Raw genomic sequence first — 18,734 nt, forward strand, 5'->3', positions numbered from 1 at the left:
TACGTGTCTAACCTGTTCCTTGTACGGTATAAAACAAAGGTCATAATGTCCATGCTTAATTAAAAATAAGCGATAAAAATGACCGGCATGGAATGAGAAAAATGTTAAGTAAGAATAGAAATAAAGCGCTTTCCGCGTTTGGAGTACTGCTTCTGGTGATGGGGCAGGTCTTGCCTCAATTAGATTTCTCAATAGTGAATGTCGCACTCGATGTAATAGGTAACACATTAAAAACGGATGAGACCGGACTTGTATTGATCGTTGCGTTATATGGATTAAGTTTCGCCGCGCTAATTACCACCGGGGGGCGACTCGGCGATAAGTACGGAAGAAAGCGTCTGTTTATGATTGGTATTATCGGGTTTTGTATTGCCTCGGCGATTTGCGGGTTTGCCGCTGATATTATCGCTATGCTGGTGGGGCGTGTACTTCAGGGCCTTTTTGCCGCACTGCTAATGCCGCAAATACTCGCGACAATCCATACCATATTAGAAGGCGATCGCCACCGCAACGCCGTCGGTATTTACACTTCTATTGCCGGCCTTTCCGTCGTTATTGGCCAAGTGGTCGGCGGTTGGTTGGTGTCTGCAAATTTATGGCATTTAGGCTGGCGAATCGCTTTTTTTATTAACGTGCCTATTTGCATGGTTATATTTATATTGGGTTATTTTGTTATCCCTGAAACTCAATCAGATAAAGCTCAACAACATATGGATGTCAGGGGGATCGTATTATTTATTTTGTGCCTGTCATTGATCATGATGCCCGTCTCTTTAGGAAAACACTGGCCTGAACTATGGTGGTTATTGTTAGGCGCGCCGCCTTGCGCAATGCTATTGTGGAAAGCGGAAAAGGCATATGAAATTGCAGGCCGTAAGCCAATTTTGCCGCCGTCGCTGTTCAAAACACCGATGGTGATAAATGGGTTCGTCAGTGAAATGACGGTGACATTTACTTATCCCGGATATCTGTTTGTCACGGCGTTATGTTTACAAAGCGCCATAGGATTCACGTCGTTTGAATCAGGAAATTCATTTATTGCGCTCGGCGTCATGTTTTTTATCGGCTCATTGATAAGTAAACCATTAAGCAAACGGATTGGCGATGCCAAATCTTTTGCTCTCGGATCGATTCTTTCCGTTATAGGGTTTTTAGGAACTGTCTCGCTAATTTATCACTTCAATGCTGACCTGAGGTTTTATCACTTGTGGATAGCCACGGGCGCGGTAGGGATCGGTGACGCCATCAGGCTAACCTCGGCTTACAGGATTGCATTATCGCAAGTCGGGAAACACCTTGCCAGTGAAGCAAGTAGCGCATTAGTCACCGTACAGCAGGGCTGTGCTGCGTTAGGCACGGCATTTACCGGCGCAATCTATTCATTTGCGTTAGTTCAGGGATATTTAACGGCAATAACAATATCAATCGGCGTCGTGTCTTTGTTGGCGCTATTTGTCGGCATCCCGGTTTATATCAAAACCGCCGGCGCGCTAAAAGCAAACTTGAACGCATCATAAGCCAATAAAATAAGTGGGGGATATTGGCATGCCCCACTTTTTTATCCCTGCAATGCCGCTTAAATAGCGACATTGGTAAAAGCCAGGGACGCGCCCAGCGCGATCAGGGCTATACCGATGAGTTTGTCGACCGTGAGCTGGTGGTTCAGCAAGCGACGGCGCATAGCAGGAGCCGCAAAGAAGAGCGCGACAATGCTGAACCAGATCCAGTGTGAAACCGACATGAACAGGCCATAGGCGACGTTGTGGCTCATCGGGCTGCCTGCGTGTACCACCTGCGTATAAGTCGCCACCACGAAGAGCATGGTTTTCGGGTTAAGCGCATTAGTCAGGAAGCCCATGCGAAAGGCCGCCAATGATGACGGCGCGGCGCCGGGCGCCTCTTCCAGTTTCAGTACCGTCTGGTTGGTCAGCGATTGGTATCCAAGATAGATCAGATAGGCGGCGCCAAGCACCTTCATCGCCAGGAACAGCAAAGGCGAGTCGACGATAACCACGGCGATGCCCAGCACCGTATACATCACATGGACCTGCACGCCGCAGGCGATGCCGAACGCCGAAATCAAGCCGGTGCGCGAGCCGAAGGCGTAGCTGTTTCGGGTGACCATCGCGAAATCGGGACCAGGACTGATGACCGCCAGAATGGTGATGGTGGCCACTGCTATCAGTTCGTTCATAAGTTCAATACTCCATTGGAAAGCGCGCGACGATCGGACGGCGGAATGATGTCATCTTTTGTGCGATGGTTTTGCACAGATTGTTGATGCGGTCGCGGCTTGCAATCTGCTTCAATCGCGGCTGTGCTACGGCAGTATCAGGTGCTGGTTTCCCCATATTTAACCTCTGGTTGTCCATTAGTGCTTGCGTGGTGTTGCTTTAATTATTGAGTGCTTGCGCGGGGGAAAAAAGCGATTTATCTTGAGGCAAATCTGTTAGATTTCATCGTGAATATGAAACTTCCATCACTGGCTTCATTCCGCTTTTTCGAAGCGGCGGCGCAAACCGGCAGCTTCGTGAAAGCGGCCGAACAACTGCATGTGACGCACGGAGCCGTCAGCCGGCAGGTGCGGCTGCTGGAAGAGGCGTTGGGCGTCGAGCTGTTCGAGCGACGCAACCGGGCCGTCTTCCTCAATGCGGCCGGGCGCTCATTGCATGCGGCCACGTTCGCGGTGTTCGAACAGCTTGAAACTGCGGTTTACCGGTTGCAGCAGGCGGCGCGGGAAGAGGTGCTGGTGTTGTCCTGTGAGCCGACCATCGCCATGAAATGGCTGATCCCCCGGCTACCCTCGTTTCATCAGGAAAATCCCGACATCAATCTGCATCTGGTCGCGGCAGGGGGGCCGATCGATTTCGCACGAACCGGGGTCGATCTGGCGCTGCGTCGCGACGATTTTCTCTGGGAACAGGGGATTCACGCCGAGAAAATCTGCGATGAGTGGGTGGGGCCGGTAAGCCGCGCGCAGAGGGCGCGGCAGGAGCAACTGGACGGCGTGCGTTTGTTGCACGCCGGAACGCGCCCTAAAGCGTGGTCGACCTGGCAGCGATTAGCCGGTGTTTCCACGAAAGGCAGCATCAGGGTCGACTACGAACACTTTTATCTGTGCGTTCAGGCGGCGGCGTCCGGTCTGGGGATGGCGATGGTTTCGTTCCTGATGGTGCAGGATGAACTGGAGAGCGGGCAACTGCATGCGCCCTATGGCTTCATCCGCGATGGCTCCGGTTATTACCTGCTGTCGCCGGAAGCGTTGGAGCAGGACGAAAAGCGCGCGCGTTTCAAGAGCTGGCTGATGGCGGAAGCGGCAACCAGCCTTTCCGCCGTTGGGAAATAATCCGGCCAGTCCGCTTGCCCCTGTCGAGCGGTATTTCGAGTAATAGCCGCCGTCGGTTAGCGGCGAATAGATGATGATTTCCCTGGTTTCAAGATTGGTATATTAAATATGACGCTTAATATGCTAACCGGTATACGGCGGAATAGAGGGTTTTATTATTATCGACTTTTATTTTCGTCTGAATAAAGCTAAGTCATGCCGGCAATTAATGGATAAAAATAATAAATCGCATATATAAAATGCGCGCCCGGCATCGGATCGGTTACTCACAGCAAACCTTGAATCTTTATGCGAAAAACGGCATTACTAATTCGATATAGTGCAAAAGCGCGCTGTGCTTATTGGTTTTTAATTCTCAGCAGTAATGATAGCCTGTTATATATTCTCATTTTTATTATTTAATTCGAAAACTATAAAAATATCGGCGCATATTGTTTTGAGGGAAATAAATGCCAATTCTGTCCGCCAGGTCCGGGAGGGAAGGTCAATCGCCGGCCAAATCCAGCACCATCAGCGTTCGCGGCGTCCAGCAGCGATTTACAACCAGGAATAATTCCGTTACGGCGTTGACCGGGGTGGATATCGAGATTCCGGCCGGGCAATTCCTTTCTATCGTCGGGCCGTCAGGCTGTGGGAAAAGCACGTTGCTGCGGCTTATCGGCGGACTGGATCTGCCATCGGCGGGCGAAATTCTGATCGATGACGTCAGAGTGCGGGGACCACGCAGGGAAATCGGCACGGTATTCCAGACGCCGGTGCTGTTTCCCTGGCGTACCGCGCTCGAAAACGTTCTTCTACCGGCGGTGGTGAGACGGCAGAACCGCAAACAGGCCACGGCAAAGGCCCATGCGCTGCTTGAGGCTGTACAGCTCTCCGGATTTGAGAAGAGTTACCCCGCCGAGCTTTCCGGCGGTATGCAACAACGCGTCGGCATTGCCCGCGCGCTTGCATCCGACCCCGGCATGCTACTGATGGATGAACCCTTCGGCGCGCTGGACGCTCTGACCCGCGAAACCCTCAACGATCAAATTCAGCAATTATGGATGGCGCAGCGCCAGACCGTGGTCTTCGTCACCCACTCGGTGCCGGAAGCCATTTTTCTTTCGGATCGGGTGCTGGTGATGAGCGGTCGTCCCGGGCAGATCCGGGCCGATATCGCTATCGATCTTCCCCGACCACGCACGCTGGCCGACACCGCGACGGCGATCTTCGGCGCCTATGCCGAGGAAATACGCGGCCACCTCAATGCCAACGGCCGGCTGGATTGATCATGAAAAATATCGTTCTCAAAATCGTATCCAGTCTCCTGTTGTTCGTCGGCCTGCTTTGCCTGTGGCATTTCAGCGTGGTCTATTTCGGCGTGCGCAGCTATGTGCTGCCGGGGCCGATCGCCGTGGCGCAAGCCCTCTGGAACGGTATCGGCAACGGACTTTACCTTGAGCATATCTACGTTACGCTCACCGAAACGCTGACCGGGTTCGCCGCCGCTTTCGTCGCCGCGCTGGCTCTGGCGACGCTGATTTCGCTTAGCCGCCGGGCGTCTTTTTATCTTTATCCCTATATCGTTTTCTTTCAGTCGGTGCCCAAGGTGGCATTGGCGCCGGTCATCGTGATCTGGTTCGGACTGGGCATTAACTCGAAGATCGTCACGGTGGCGCTGATGTGCTTCTTCCCGCTGATGGTGAATGCGATCGCCGGCCTCCAGTCCGCGCAGAAGGATCGGATCGATCTATTACGCTCGCTCGGCGCCAACCAGTTCCAGATCTTCACGCTGCTGCGTCTGCCGAGCGCGTTGCCGTTCATCGTGGCCGGCGCCGAGGTCTCGATGATCTTCGCCCTGATTGGCGCCATTGTCGCTGAGTTCGTCGGCGCGCAGGCCGGCCTCGGCGTGCTGTTGCAAACCATGGGCAGCAATCTCGACGTCGCGGGGCAATTCGCGGTGTTGGTGATCCTCGCCTCCATTGGATTTCTGCTCAACCGGATCGTCACCCTGCTCGGCGACCGGCTTCTGGCCTGGGATGCAGGCCGTAAATCACGCCGGTTCGGAAACCGGCATTAACGTTGACGCTGGAGTTCGCTATGTCGCTCAAAAGTCTTGCCCATGCCGCCCTGGCGGCGCTGTTCCTGATCCCCACAAGCGGCGCGCTGGCGGCGGACGCGAAACCTGTGCGCTTTGCGTGGTGTACATCCTCGACCGGTATTTCGATGGCGCCGATCGCCGCGGCGAAGAAGTTCGGCTGGCTGGAGCAGGAAGGGATCGCGCTCGACATCATCCATGTTGGATCCGGCACCGATTGCGCGAAATATGTCGCAACCGGCGAAGTGGATTTTGCCGCGCCCGCAATCGAGGCGACCGCGGCAATGGCCGCCGTCGGCGCGGATTTGAAGATCTTTTTCACCATCCAGCAGGTGTCATCCTGGAGCATTCAGGCGCCCGCCGCCGGCAGCATCCGCACCGTAAAGGATCTTAAAGGCAAGAAAGTCGGCGTCATCTCGCTGTCCGCCCTCGGCGCGACGATCGTCAAGGGGTTAGCAAAAGAGGCGGGACTGGATCCTGACAAGGATATATCGCTGGTCGCGGTCGGCGATGCGCAACGCGCCGCTTATTTCCTGCAACAGAAAGAAATCGATGCGGTCAGCATTTTCACCCTGGCTCATCTTCAGATCGAAGCGCTCGGCACGCCGCTGCGAGAAGTGGAGGCCGCCTCGATCAAAGATGCGCCGTCGATCGCGCTGGTGACCCGGGGCGATTATCTGAAGGAACATCGCCAGGAGGCCGTGAAACTGGCCCGGGCCTATGCCAAGGGGCTCGCTTTTACCTTTGCCGCGCCGCGCGCCGCCGAGAAAGTTTTCTATGAGGTGTTCCCGAAAGCGGTGCCGGATGCGTCGGTCGCCGCAGGGGTTCACCGCTCGAATATCACGCTGACGGAATATCATGCCGGCGCGCCTTCGCCGCTGAACGGCAACTTGCCGAGCTGGGGCTACTCGCGGCCGGAGGTTTATGGCGCTTATATCGCCAGGTTGATCGACTGGGGGCTGGTACGCGGCAAGATCAGCGAAACGGACGTGATCGACAACAGCCTGCTGCCCGAGATTAACGATTTCGATCACGCGGAAATCGCCGCGCTCGCCGCCAACGCGCCGACCGGCGACTGATGGCGGCGCGCTGTTTTTCGAATTCGACGGGCGGCGTTCCGGAACGGGCCGCACACTAACGCAACGAGCGGAGATAAGGTGATGAAGATTACCAGTATCGACATCTACGAGGTGCTTGGCCCGCAGATGGCGAAGACCCGGTGGAAACCGGTGATCATCAAGGTGAACACCGACGAGGGGATCAGCGGCTTCGGCGAAGTCGGCCTGGCTTACGGCGCAGGCAGCGCCGCCGGGGCCGGCATGGTGAAAGAACTGGCGCGCTACGTTATCGGCATGGATCCGATGAACGTCGAGCAGATCTGGGAGAAGTTGTTTCGCAAGACGTTCTGGGGCATGGGCGGCGGCGGCGTGATTTTCGGCGGTATAAGCGCCATCGACATCGCATGCTGGGATATCCGCGGCAAGGCGCTGGGCCTGCCGCTGTACGTTCTGCTCGGCGGGAAGATGCGCGACAAACTGCGGACATATGCCAGTCAGATCCAGTTCGACTGGGGCAAAGACAACAACAGGAATCTGATCGAACCGGCAGAATACGCCGAAGCGGCGCTGCGCGCGGTCGCCGACGGCTACGATGCCGTCAAGGTTGATGTGGTCTGCCTCAATTCCGCCGGGCAATATGCGGCGGAGTCGCTTGAAGGCATTCTCACCAACGCCCAGCTCCGGCTATTCGTCAATCGCGTGAAGGCGATCCGCGAAGCCGTCGGCCCGGATGTCGACATTATTCTTGAACAGCATTCCTTCCTGGGCGTGAATTCGGCCATCCAGTTTGCCCGGGCGGTCGAGGAATACGACATCTTCTTTTACGAAGAGCCGATCCATCCGCTTAATGTCGACGCCATGGCGCTGGTGGCCCGCAGCACCTCCATTCCAATCGCCTCCGGCGAACGAATTTATAGTCGCTGGGGCTATCGTCCATTCTTCGAGAAACAGGCGCTGGGCGTCATCCAGCCGGATCTCGGTCTGGTCGGCGGCATCACCGAGTGCAAGAAGGTGTGTGATATGGCGCACATCTACGACGTCCAGGTGCAATGCCATGCCTGCGGCAGCCCGATTATCACCGCCGCTTCGCTGCATATGGAAGCGGTATTGCCGAATTTCATCATCCACGAGAACCATCGCTACAACCTGCTCGATCACAACATTGAGCTGTGCAAATACGATTATCAGGCCAGGGACGGGTTCTACGAGGTTCCCAATCTGCCCGGCATCGGGCAGGAGATGAGTGAAAAGGCCATGCGCGAGAGCGCCTGCTCTCATATTACCGAATGACGACCGAACGCCATCATTCATTACACACGCCATCCACATCAATGAGGTTTCCCCGTATGACAGACGTTCAAATCGCTGCGGCATCCGACATCTCCTGGCTGCGCTTGCCGGCGGCCCACTTAACCCCCGCCGTTCGGCAGGCTCTGAGCGCGACCGTGGCGTCGATAGGCTATATCCGTCATCAGCAGAATGTCGTCGCCCATCGTCCCGCGCTGCTGACGGCCACCGCGGCCCTCGCCGAGGCGGTGCTGCGCGATCCCGAGGGCGCGCTCTCGCTGCGGGAACGGGAACTGATCGCGCTGGTGGTCAGCGCGGAAAATCGCTGCGACGCCTGCGTGATTGCGCATACCGCGGCATTGCGCGCGCTCGGCGCCGATGAACTGTGGGCGGAGCAGATCGCGATCAATTATCGCCGCGCCGAACTGACGCCGAGGGAGCGGGCGCTCGCCGACTATGCGCTGAAGGTGACGCGCGCCGCCAACGAGGTAGTGCCAGACGATCTTGATGCGGTGCGCGCGGCCGGCGTACCGGAAGAGGGGCTGCTGGAGGCGGTCGCCGTCGCCGCCTTCTTCAACCTGACCAACCGCCTCAACAGCGCTCTCGGCATTCAGGCAAACCGCGAGGCTCACGCATCGCACCGGGGGAACGCGCCCGCCTGATCTGCGCGCTAACTGGCGGCCATGAGCGGATATGCGTGTTTTGGCCGCCGGAAAGATAGGTAAAGGTGCCAGTCCCCGCGTGCGGGGTCAGGATGACCCCAGGTTTATTAAATCCATTAATGATTTGATCTTCGACAGCCGCTTTTCGACTTTGGCCGCCGCGCCGTCCAGCGTGTAGCCATCCTCCAGCAACTCATTGATGAGGATGATTTTCTTGATGTCCGCCAGATTGAACTGGCGCGAGCTGGCATCCGGATCAACCGACTTGATGATTCCCTTCTCTTCCCAATAGCGGAGTTTTCTAACGGGAACGCCTGTAATATCAGAGACTTCTCTGATACCGACAATCACTTTAGCCAGAAAATCGTGATAAGAGTCTGAAAGTTTTTGCATATCAGCGGTCACCGTATTTAGAAACCCGATGGTTTTATACAGTGAGTATAGTTTTAGATCAATGATTGACATGTCATGATGCCAGTTGTAGTTTTACGACAATTATTGTTGCATTGAGACAAAATTAAGTTAACGCTTTTCACTGCAAAATAAAGCGAGTGTGACGATTATTTCGTGCTCTGTAAGTAAGCAATAGCCTATTTATCTTGGGTAGGGCGTTATTTGTCCCGACGGTTTTTCTGATGTCGTTTTTATTAAAATTGGGGGGTGATCATTATTCCATAAATACCGGTTATTACTGGTGGGAACGATTTTTTATGGTTCGTATATAGATTTATATTCTGATTTTGTTAATTCATTGTCGTGATTATTTTTGTGCATTAATTATTTATTCAAGGCAGGAAGTTAAAAATAATGTCCCAGCTTAAAACGAGTGCGCCCATGTTCGTGGCTTTTATCACGATGCTTGTGGTCGGTACCGATCTTTTTGTCGTATCGCCTTTGCTTGCCCCTATTGCCGAATCATTTGATATATCAATAGGAAAAACCGGCCTGTCCGTCACCATCTTCTCCCTTGCCTATGTTATCGGCGCGCCGATATTTGGCAGCCTAGGGGATAAATTTGATAAAAAAATTATCCTTGTCGCCGGGCTATTAGGATTTGCCATCGCCAATTTTCTCACGGCCGTATCGCCGTCCTATAGCCTGTTTATTATTGCACGCGCACTGGCGGGCGCGGCCGCCGCGGCGATCAGCCCATCTATCTATGCGCTTATCGGAAGTAATGCCCCGGTTGGAAATAAAGGGAGCTGGATGTCGGTCGCTGTGGCCGGATTTCTTATTTCATTGACGACTGGCGCGCCGACCGGAGTTTATATTTCAGAAATGAGCAACTGGAATAGGGTGTTTGTCATTATTGCCGTGTTATCTCTCTTTCTTGCGCTGTTAAATTGGAATATCTGGGAAAAGGCGAGTAAATCTGCGATAAAAAAAGAACAGAAAACCCGCCTGGCGCAAAAACTCAAAGCCGTTTCTATTACTGGCGTCTGGGGAGGATGCGTCTATGCTACCTATACTTATCTCTCGGTAGGGTTGCAATCGGCGGCGGGATTCAGTAACGCGCTGATTGCATTCGCATTGATCATTTATGGGGGCGGGGCCGTTATCGGCAGCCTGAGCGGGGGGAAACTGGCTGATAGATTCGGTACCAAAAAGGTTGCCGCATTAAGCCTGGTTGCTCTTTCTTTCGTCGAAATTACGCTCTCTTCATTGTTGAATTTCGCCCCTGAATTACAGATGATGACGATTGTCCTATTGGGGGTGTTCGCCATTGTCGCCTATCCCTGCCTTCCCGCTTATCAAGGTTATCTGATAGGACAGTTTCCCGATGAAAGCGGGGCTATCATGGCCTGGAATAGCAGCGTTATGTACTTGGGCATATCCATAGGCGCGGCGGTAGGCGGCGCGGTTTTTTCCAGTGTCGGCTTTATTTTCGTCCCTCTTCTCAGCGCCGTGGCGGGTATTCTGGGCGGGTATCTTTGCCATCGAATGAAATTGTAATGCGGATGATGAAATCGTCAGACGCCTGGAAAAACCGTTTTCTTTAAGGCGCCTTGATGGCTTAGATTTGATCCTATTGTCTTTGTCGCAACACAATAGATTTCCGGATTTTTATTGGCGCGGCACGGATAGTGATGGGATCTTTGCTAAATTTAAGGCGGTAAAAGGTTGATGAACACGCCATTGTTGCCGGTCGTTGTCCTGACGATCGCCTGTGACGCTGTCTCTGATGCGATCTCACGGCGTTGGTAAAGTCAATGCCGCGTCTATCGCTAAGTAAGGTATTACTTATCGATTCGATAATAACAACGGATTGGTGATGTTCATCACGTTTCTGTACTTTAGTGCCATACCAACACACATGAGGATACCGTGATGTCAGTAATTAATACCCAGGTTAAACCGTTTAAAAACCAAGCATTCAAAGATGGCAAGTTCATCGAAGTCACTGAGAAAGATATCGAAGGCAAATGGAGCGTGTTCTTCTTCTATCCGGCCGACTTTACTTTCGTCTGCCCGACCGAACTGGGCGACGTTGCCGATTATTACGATGAATTCCAGCAGCGCGGCGTGGAAATCTACTCTGTTTCCACCGACACCCATTTTACGCACAAAGCGTGGCACAGCAGCTCTGAAACCATTGCCAAAATCAAATATACCATGATCGGCGACCCGACCGGCCAACTGTCCCGCAACTTTGAAATCCTGCGTGAAGATGAAGGTCTGGCTAACCGCGGTACCTTCATCGTTGACCCGCAAGGCATTATCCAGGCGGTGGAAATCACGGCTGAAGGTATCGGTCGCGATGCGTCAGACCTGCTGCGCAAAGTGAAAGCCGCTCAGTATGTCGCCTCTCACCCAGGCGAAGTTTGCCCGGCTAAATGGAAAGAAGGCGAAGCGACGCTGGCTCCGTCGCTGGATCTGGTCGGCAAGATCTAAGTCAGACCCCGCTGAGATCTGTTTTTTATCGGGTGCCTGGCACCCGATTTTTTGCACGGAGGATAACCAATGCTCGACAATACAATGAAAGTCCAGTTGAAAGCCTATCTGGAAAAATTAACTAAACCTGTTGAGTTAATTGCGACTCTGGATGACTCGGCAAAATCTTCTGAAGTAAGAGAATTACTGACTGAAATCGCTGGCTTATCTGATCAGGTCAGCTTTACTGAGGACAACAGTCTTCCCGTACGCAAACCCTCTTTTCTGGTGACCAATCCAGGATCGCAGAGCGGCCCGCGTTTCGCCGGCGCGCCGATGGGGCATGAATTTACCTCGCTGATCCTGGCTTTGTTGCAGGTCGGCGGACATCCGTCAAAAGAAGCGAAAGAATTACTCGACCAAATCCGCAATCTTGACGGTAAGTTCCAGTTCGAAACCTATTACTCGCTGTCTTGCCACAACTGTCCGGACGTGGTGCAGGCGCTGAATTTAATGGCCGTCCTGAATCCAAACATTACCCATACCGCGATTGACGGCGGCGTGTTTCAGGATGAGATCCAAAGTCGTAACGTCATGGGCGTGCCGACGGTGTTCCTGAACGGCGAACACTTTAGCCAGGGCCGTATGAGCCTAAGCGAAATCGTGACCAAAATCGATACCGGCGCGGGCGCAAAGCAGGTTGAAAAACTGAATCAACGTGATGTCTACGATGTGCTGATTATCGGCAGCGGCCCGGCAGGGGCGGCTGCGGCGGTTTATTCCGCGCGTAAAGGTATTCGCACCGGTCTGCTGGGCGAACGTTTCGGCGGCCAGATCCTGGATACCGTGGATATTGAAAACTACATTTCCGTGCCGAAAACGGAAGGGGCGAAGCTGGCGACCGCGCTGAAGAGCCATGTTGATGACTACGATGTCGATGTGATCGACGCGCAGAGCGCTGAAGCGTTAATTCCAGGCAGCAAACCGGGCGCGCCGCATCAGGTCGTGACCGTTTCCGGCGCGGTGCTGAAATCCCGCAGCGTGATCATCGCCACCGGCGCCCGCTGGAGAAACATGAATGTGCCTGGCGAGGATCAATACCGCACTCGCGGCGTGACTTACTGCCCGCACTGCGACGGCCCGCTGTTTAAAGGCAAGCATGTGGCGGTGATTGGCGGCGGCAACTCCGGCGTGGAAGCGGCGATCGATCTGGCCGGGGTAGTGAAGCACGTTACTCTGCTGGAATTCGCGCCGGAACTGAAAGCCGACTCCGTATTGCAGGATAAGCTGCGCAGCTTGCCGAACGTCGACATCATCCTGAACGCGCAAACCACGGAAGTGAAAGGCGACGGTCAGAAAGTCACGGGTCTGAGCTATAAGGACCGCGCCAGCGATACGTTGCATGAGCTGCCGTTGGAAGGGATCTTCGTGCAGATCGGTCTGCTGCCTAATACCAACTGGCTGGAAGGTACGGTCGCCCGTAACCGGATCGGCGAAATTGAAATCGACGCCAAGTGCGAAACCAGCGTTAAAGGCGTGTTTGCCTCCGGCGATTGCACCACGGTGCCTTACAAGCAGATTATCATCGCCACCGGCGAAGGGGCCAAAGCCTCGCTGAGCGCTTTTGATTATCTGATCAGAACGCAGTCAGCCGTCTGATACTGAGGTTGATGACAAAGTGCGTCGAGCGGTGAGAATGGATAGATCGTAAAGACGCGGCAAGTACCTCCCTGTAAGCTCGAGCCGCGCGAATAGGAATCTCAGGGATGAGATTCCCCCTTGCAGGGCCGTCGCAAGCGACGTTCAAAGGCGTTCCCAACGCCTTTGTCCCTGGCGCGGACGCTTTACTCTTCTATCCCATTCTCACCGTTCAGGTTAGGCGGATAGGTTTGTCAACAGTCTGACTGATATTGATCGCATCGACCAGATAGCGTCGGTGTGGTCGGTCATCCACTTCATCATTATCATTGCCACATTTGAAATTCTGTCTGCCGTGTCTGGCCCGTCGAGCAACGCTTGATGGGCTTTTTTTTGCCGTTATCGGCAAAAATAACGGGATAGGGGTTGCCAAGGGACGGCGGCGACTTCATAATGCCGGCCTTTCTTTGCACGGACGTAAGGAAATACTATTGATTGACGCGTTAAATGTTAACGGTGTTCACCCCCCTGCGGCGGCGTTTCCCAGAGAGGCTTTTCCAGCCTGTCGTTACGCATTTTTTTGATTAATCCATACAAAACATAATAATTTTTTGAACAGACTTATCCACAGGCCGCCTGTTGATCTTTTTCCCGTCGCGCTATCTTGCTGACGGCGCTGTATTTTCCATTTCTTTGATATTTATAGATAAAAATTACTTATAAAACGTTATCGCAATCACTTGTACTTTTTGTGACGGTTGATTGTGAAAGACTTTTTATATTTATGCACAGGCTGGACGACGTGTTGATAACGCCGGACGTCACGGCTCACGCATCACGCGGCAATCCTTTCTCGACCGCCCGAATCAACCTTTTTTTCCGCGCCGGCTGCACGTCAATTTCCCGCAATGCACGGCGCGTCATCTGCTGCTCAATGGCCCAGTGGATATGTTCGTCCAGCAGTGCGCTTTCGCCCAGCCGGGTTTGCAATGCCAGCACAATCTGCGCCTGATAGGGCGCATTTCCCAGCGCTACCGCGATATTACGCAGCCAGCGCAAATGGCCGATACGGCGAATGGCGGAACCCTCCGTAATGCGGAGAAATTTTTCTTCACTCCAACTGAACAGATCGAGTAATTCCGGGGTATGCAGCGCCGCGCGCGGGCTAAAATCGGTTTCGTCCGTTAATTGAGAGAAGCGATTCCACGGGCAAATTAACTGGCAGTCGTCGCACCCATAGATACGATTGCCCATCAGGGGGCGGAATTCCTCGGGGATCGCGCCTTCAAGCTCTATCGTCAGATATGAAATGCAGCGTCGGGCATCGACCGTGTACGGCTCGACGATGGCGCCGGTAGGGCAGGTTGTCATGCAGGCCACACAGCGGCCGCACTGTTCTTCCTGCGGTTGGTCTACCGGCAACGGCAGGTCGATCAGCAGCTCGCCGAGAAAGAACCAGGAACCGGATTCCCGATTTAATAAAAGTGAGTGCTTACCAATCCAGCCGAGTCCGGCTTTAGCGGCGAGCGGCCGTTCCAGAATCGGCGCTGAGTCGACGAACGGGCGAAAATTCAGTTCGCCGCAGTAGTCCTGGATTCGATCGCCGAGCTTTTTCAGCCGCTGGCGCAGCAACTTGTGATAGTCGCGGCCCAGCGCATAGCGGCTGACGTAACCTAGCCGGGGATTCTTTAGCGTACTGGCGAATGCCGCTTTCGCGGGCAAATAATTCATGCGCACGCTGATCACCCGCAGCGTGCCGGGCAATAGCTCATGCGGACGCGCGCGCAGCATGCCGTGGCGCGCCATCCAGGCCATTTCGCCATGATATTGCTTGTCCAGCCAGGCTTGCAGCTTAGGCTCCTCGGCGGATAAATCGGTATCGCAGATGCCGACCTGCTGGAAGCCCAGCGATAGCCCCCATTGCTTAATAAGTTGTGCCAATTCGCCGAGATCGTAGGGGTATACCATGACAAGCCGTAACGGGATTAGAGAGCGGGTTATTTTACCACATTACGCTTTACAGACCGATAGCGCGGTAATTTGCGTGAGCTATGGCGGTTGCCCCCATAGCTTGCTAACTTGGAACGATCTGCTGAACCATAAGGGGGCGTGATGACTGACGGCTTAACCTGTGGATCTGACTTTTCTCTTCCACAAACAGTATTCCAGGCGCAGTGGGTGCGTCGTGAAGAGGCGAACGCCGCTCGCGAGAGCGGGGTTTCATTGTATGAGCTGATGCGGCGGGCAGGACAGGCAACCTTTCAAATTGCCCGCCAATATTATCCAACCGCCAACCATTGGCTGATACTGGCGGGGCATGGCAACAACGGCGGCGATGGTTATGTGGTCGCCAGTCTGGCGCAGGCTGCAGGCATCACGCCTTATGTCATTGCCTGTACGGGCGACCGTGATTTACCGGCCGAGGCGCACGCCGCGCGTCAGGCCTGGCTGGATCAGGGCGGAACGATCCAGCGTGCCGACGCGCCGTGGCCGGATGATATCGACCTGATTATTGATGCTTTGCTGGGAACCGGCTTGTCCAATGCGCCGCGCTCCCCTTATGACGAACTGATTACCCAGGCAAACGCGCATTCCGCCCCCGTGGTCGCGATTGATATTCCTTCCGGATTAAATGCTGAAACCGGGCAGCGTGCGGGCAACGCCGTTCACGCCGAACATACGGTCACGTTTATTGCCCTGAAACCGGGGTTGTTAACGGGCAAGGCCCGCGATTGCGTCGGCCGATTGCACTATAACGCATTAGGATTATCCGAATGGATGGCCGCTCAAGCCGCGCCGATACGGCGGTTATCGGCGATATCGCTAACGGAATGGCTGAAGCCGCGGCGTCCGGACGTCCACAAAGGCGATAACGGACGCTTGTTGATTGTGGGCGGCGATTACGGCATGGGGGGCGCAGTATTTATGGCAGGGGAGGCCGCCTTGCGCAGCGGCGCCGGTCTGGTGCGAGTACTCACTCACAAAGAGTATTTATCGGCGTTGCTGACTGTTCGTCCGGAGCTGATGGTGCGGGAACTCACCGCCGATAATTTGCGGCAGGGGCTGGAATGGGCCGATGTCGTGGCGATTGGCCCCGGGCTGGGGCAGGACGAGTGGGGAAAAAATGCGCTGCGGCTGGCGGAAAATTGTAACAAACCGATGTTATGGGACGCCGACGCGCTTAACCTGCTGGCAATCGATCCGCATAAACGGCAGAATCGCGTGCTGACGCCGCACCCTGGCGAGGCGGCCCGTTTGTTGAACTGCCGTGTGTCTGATATTGAAAGTGATCGCTTACTTGCAGTGCAAAAACTGGTAAAACGTTATGGTGGCGTTGTTGTATTAAAAGGTGCAGGTACAGTCATTGCCGGCGAACAGGGCCAATTGGCCATTGCCGACGTGGGCAACCCCGGTATGGCGACGGGCGGTATGGGCGATGTGTTGTCCGGGATTATCGGCGGTTTGCTGGCGCAAAAGCTATCGCTGTATGATGCCGCCTGCGCGGGATGCGTTGTCCACGGCGCATCGGCTGACTGGCTGGCCGCACGGCGCGGAACCCGCGGTATGTTGGCAACCGATCTGATGCCTGTGTTGTCCCGATATGTCAATCCCGAATCGATACCCTTAGAAAAGACAGAATGAAAAAAATTGCGTTACCTCTGCCGGATGAGGCAGCAACCATCGCGTTAGGCGCGGCGCTGGCTAAAGCCTGTGAAAGCGCCTGCGTCGTGCATTTATATGGCGATCTTGGGGCAGGGAAGACGACCTTTAGCCGAGGTTTTTTACAGGCGCTGGGACATCAGGGCAATGTGAAGAGCCCGACGTACACCCTGGTCGAGCCTTATGCCCTCTCGCCGTTGTCGGTCTATCATTTCGATCTCTACCGTCTGGCCGATCCTGAGGAGCTTGAGTTCATGGGGATCCGTGATTATCTGGATCAGGACGCCATTTGCCTGATCGAATGGCCCCAGCAAGGCGCAGGCATTTTACCGGCTGCCGATCTGGCATTGCATTTGCTTTATCAGGAGCCGGGCCGGCAAGCCGAACTGTCGGCGCTTTCCCCTCGGGGAGAGGAGATTGTGCTGCGGGCGGCGAATCAGTTGGGGATAACAGCGCGATGATGAGCCGTATGATCAAGCCGTTCGTCTGGATGGGGTTGATGCTGTTCGCCAGCGCCGTCTGGGCCGCCAATCTATCTGATATCAAAGTGGATAACGCCTCCCGACAGGCAACCGTAAGCCTGAGCTTCAGCGGTCAGCCCGTCTACGCATTCTTTCCGCTGAGCAATCCCGCCAGAGTGGTGATTGATATTCGTCAGTCCGTGCTGATTCAGGGATTACCGCTGGAATTCAGCGGGCAAAATCTGATTAAGCGGGTCCGGACCAGTAATGCGCAGGACGCGCAAAGCATACGTCTGGTGCTGGATCTGACGCAATCCGCCAAGACCCGGGCGGTAACGCAGAAGACGGCTAATGGATACGCCGTGGTTTTTACCCTGGTCAGCGACAATCCCAGGGCGACGCAAAGCGCGCCGGCGGCGCGACGTGAGCAGCAACAGCCGCCGGCGAAGTCTCAACCGGCGAAAAATCCGTTCAATAACCAGCCGACCCTGGTGGTGAATAGCAATGCGTCGGCCAGAAAGCCTGCGCGCGCCGTCGGTAACGATAGCCACGAACCGGTGGTGGTGGCCATCGATGCCGGACACGGCGGCCAGGATCCCGGCGCCATCGGTCTGAATGGGCTGCGTGAAAAGGATGTCACCATCGCCATTGCCCGTAAGCTGCAAGCTTTACTGAGCAACGATCCCGCGTTCAAAGGGGTACTGACGCGCAACGGCGATTATTTTGTGTCGGTGATGGGGCGCTCCGACGTGGCGCGTAAACACGGCGCCAATATTCTGGTCTCCATCCATGCGGATGCCGCGCCAAATCGCAGCGCCACCGGCGCGTCGGTATGGGTGCTATCCAATCGCCGGGCAAACAGCGAAATGGCCGGTTGGCTGGAACAGCATGAGAAGCAGTCGGAGTTGCTGGGCGGCGCCGGCGATTTGCTGGCAAACAACAGCGCCGATCCTTACTTAAGTCAGGCGGTGCTGGATCTGCAATTCGGTCATTCCCAGCGCGTCGGCTATGACGTCGCCAGCAAAGTGTTGCGTGAACTTCAGCGCGTGGGCGGGTTACACAAATCCCGGCCTGAACATGCCAGTCTGGGGGTGTTGCGTTCGCCGGATATTCCTTCGCTGCTGGTTGAAACCGGGTTTATCAGCAATGTGGCGGAAGAGCGTCTGCTGGGCAGCAATGCTTACCAGGAAAAAATCGCCAACGCGATTTATCGCGGGGTGAAGAGCTATTTTCAGACGCACCCTTTGCAAGCCGCCCCAAAGCAGGAGGATCGCCCGGTTCCGCCGGCGACAAGCAGAGCGACAACGCCGGCGGAAAAGACCGGTAGCAGCGGCGGCATTCGCCATACGGTGGCGCGCGGCGAAACGCTGTCGTCTATCGCCGCGCGTTATGGCGTCAGCATGTCGGCGATCCGGGATATCAACAAGCTGAATAAAGATATTGTGTGGATTGGTCAGCGTTTGAGAATTCCGGCCAGCGGGGTAAAACAAACGGCGACAGCGGCCAGCGCCAAAAAAGCCGCCGCGGTGGTCAAACATAAAGTGGTGCGCGGCGATACGCTGAGTGCGATTGCCGACCGTTACGGCGTCAGCATGAAAGAGATTCAGCGGGCAAATGATATGAATTCAGGCGCCGTGCAACTCGGCCAGACGTTGCTCATCCCTTCTGCCTGAA

Annotated in this window: 16 protein-coding genes; 13 read left to right on the top strand and 3 right to left on the bottom strand. The window is 54.9% G+C overall.

What is annotated here, in order from left to right; translation table 11 throughout:
* Nucleotides 1–101: 101 nt before the first annotated feature.
* Nucleotides 102–1,517 (top strand): MFS transporter, encoded by a 1,416-nt coding sequence (locus ABRZ28_RS03220; protein ID WP_330519486.1) that lies wholly within the window; start codon nt 102–104, stop codon nt 1,515–1,517.
* Nucleotides 1,518–1,576: 59 nt separating this feature from the next.
* Here the strand turns inward: ABRZ28_RS03220 and ABRZ28_RS03225 are convergent, their stop codons facing one another.
* Entirely contained in the window at nt 1,577–2,194 is a 618-nt protein-coding gene (locus tag ABRZ28_RS03225) for a LysE family translocator (RefSeq protein WP_330519487.1), read from the bottom strand.
* A gap of 273 nt (nt 2,195–2,467) precedes the next feature.
* Here ABRZ28_RS03225 and ABRZ28_RS03230 point away from each other — a divergent pair, with 273 nt between their 5' ends.
* The 6 genes from ABRZ28_RS03230 (at nt 2,468) to ABRZ28_RS03255 (ending at nt 8,430) form a co-directional block, all read left to right on the top strand.
* Nucleotides 2,468–3,346: a LysR substrate-binding domain-containing protein gene (locus tag ABRZ28_RS03230; protein ID WP_319604757.1), complete on the top strand. Its 879-nt coding sequence runs from the start codon at nt 2,468–2,470 to the stop codon at nt 3,344–3,346.
* A gap of 449 nt (nt 3,347–3,795) precedes the next feature.
* Complete coding sequence (locus tag ABRZ28_RS03235; protein WP_330519488.1) at nt 3,796–4,614, top strand: ABC transporter ATP-binding protein; 819 nt, start codon at nt 3,796–3,798, stop codon at nt 4,612–4,614.
* A 2-nt stretch (nt 4,615–4,616) separates the two neighbouring features.
* The gene (locus ABRZ28_RS03240; protein WP_319604755.1) at nt 4,617–5,405 is read left to right on the top strand and encodes an ABC transporter permease; all 789 of its coding nucleotides are present in this window, start codon (nt 4,617–4,619) and stop codon (nt 5,403–5,405) included.
* A gap of 20 nt (nt 5,406–5,425) precedes the next feature.
* Nucleotides 5,426–6,502 carry an ABC transporter substrate-binding protein gene (locus ABRZ28_RS03245; protein WP_330519489.1) on the top strand — a complete coding sequence of 359 codons (1,077 nt, stop codon included), beginning with the start codon at nt 5,426–5,428 and terminating at the stop codon, nt 6,500–6,502.
* Nucleotides 6,503–6,583: 81 nt separating this feature from the next.
* On the top strand, nt 6,584–7,771 hold the full coding sequence (locus ABRZ28_RS03250) for a mandelate racemase/muconate lactonizing enzyme family protein (protein ID WP_319604753.1): 1,188 nt from the start codon (nt 6,584–6,586) through the stop codon (nt 7,769–7,771).
* A 56-nt stretch (nt 7,772–7,827) separates the two neighbouring features.
* Complete coding sequence (locus ABRZ28_RS03255) at nt 7,828–8,430, top strand: peroxidase-related enzyme (RefSeq protein WP_330519490.1); 603 nt, start codon at nt 7,828–7,830, stop codon at nt 8,428–8,430.
* An 87-nt stretch (nt 8,431–8,517) separates the two neighbouring features.
* Here the strand turns inward: ABRZ28_RS03255 and ABRZ28_RS03260 are convergent, their stop codons facing one another.
* A complete protein-coding gene (locus tag ABRZ28_RS03260) occupies nt 8,518–8,895 on the bottom strand; it encodes a MerR family transcriptional regulator (RefSeq protein WP_319604751.1) in 378 nt (125 codons plus the stop codon).
* A gap of 342 nt (nt 8,896–9,237) precedes the next feature.
* On the opposite strand from ABRZ28_RS03260, the gene ABRZ28_RS03265 reads away from it, so the two are divergent.
* The 3 genes from ABRZ28_RS03265 to ahpF all read left to right on the top strand — a co-directional run bounded on the left by ABRZ28_RS03265 (nt 9,238) and on the right by ahpF (nt 12,960).
* The gene (locus tag ABRZ28_RS03265) at nt 9,238–10,383 is read left to right on the top strand and encodes an MFS transporter (RefSeq protein ID WP_330519491.1); all 1,146 of its coding nucleotides are present in this window, start codon (nt 9,238–9,240) and stop codon (nt 10,381–10,383) included.
* Nucleotides 10,384–10,758: 375 nt separating this feature from the next.
* Complete coding sequence (ahpC, locus tag ABRZ28_RS03270) at nt 10,759–11,322, top strand: alkyl hydroperoxide reductase subunit C (RefSeq protein ID WP_319604749.1); 564 nt, start codon at nt 10,759–10,761, stop codon at nt 11,320–11,322.
* Between the two features lie 69 nt (nt 11,323–11,391).
* Nucleotides 11,392–12,960, top strand: coding sequence for an alkyl hydroperoxide reductase subunit F (ahpF, locus tag ABRZ28_RS03275; RefSeq protein ID WP_330519492.1), 1,569 nt, complete (start codon nt 11,392–11,394; stop codon nt 12,958–12,960).
* Nucleotides 12,961–13,767: 807 nt separating this feature from the next.
* Here the strand turns inward: ahpF and queG are convergent.
* Nucleotides 13,768–14,907, bottom strand: a complete 1,140-nt coding sequence (gene queG / locus ABRZ28_RS03280; protein ID WP_319604747.1) for a tRNA epoxyqueuosine(34) reductase QueG — start codon at nt 14,905–14,907, stop codon at nt 13,768–13,770.
* Nucleotides 14,908–15,051: 144 nt separating this feature from the next.
* Here queG and nnr point away from each other — a divergent pair, with 144 nt between their 5' ends.
* The 3 genes from nnr to amiB are packed head-to-tail and all read left to right on the top strand — an operon-like array spanning nt 15,052 to nt 18,733.
* Nucleotides 15,052–16,581 (top strand): bifunctional ADP-dependent NAD(P)H-hydrate dehydratase/NAD(P)H-hydrate epimerase, encoded by a 1,530-nt coding sequence (gene nnr / locus ABRZ28_RS03285; RefSeq protein ID WP_319604746.1) that lies wholly within the window; start codon nt 15,052–15,054, stop codon nt 16,579–16,581.
* A complete protein-coding gene (gene tsaE, locus ABRZ28_RS03290) occupies nt 16,578–17,060 on the top strand; it encodes a tRNA (adenosine(37)-N6)-threonylcarbamoyltransferase complex ATPase subunit type 1 TsaE (protein ID WP_319604745.1) in 483 nt (160 codons plus the stop codon). Before nnr ends, tsaE begins: the two co-directional genes overlap by 4 nt.
* Complete coding sequence (gene amiB / locus ABRZ28_RS03295) at nt 17,057–18,733, top strand: N-acetylmuramoyl-L-alanine amidase AmiB (protein ID WP_330519493.1); 1,677 nt, start codon at nt 17,057–17,059, stop codon at nt 18,731–18,733. The genes tsaE and amiB overlap by 4 nt, the downstream gene beginning before the upstream one ends.
* The last annotated feature ends 1 nt before the right edge of the window (nt 18,734 follow it).

This window comes from Brenneria sp. g21c3, from assembly GCF_040240345.1.
Taxonomy (GTDB): Bacteria; Pseudomonadota; Gammaproteobacteria; order Enterobacterales; family Enterobacteriaceae; genus Brenneria.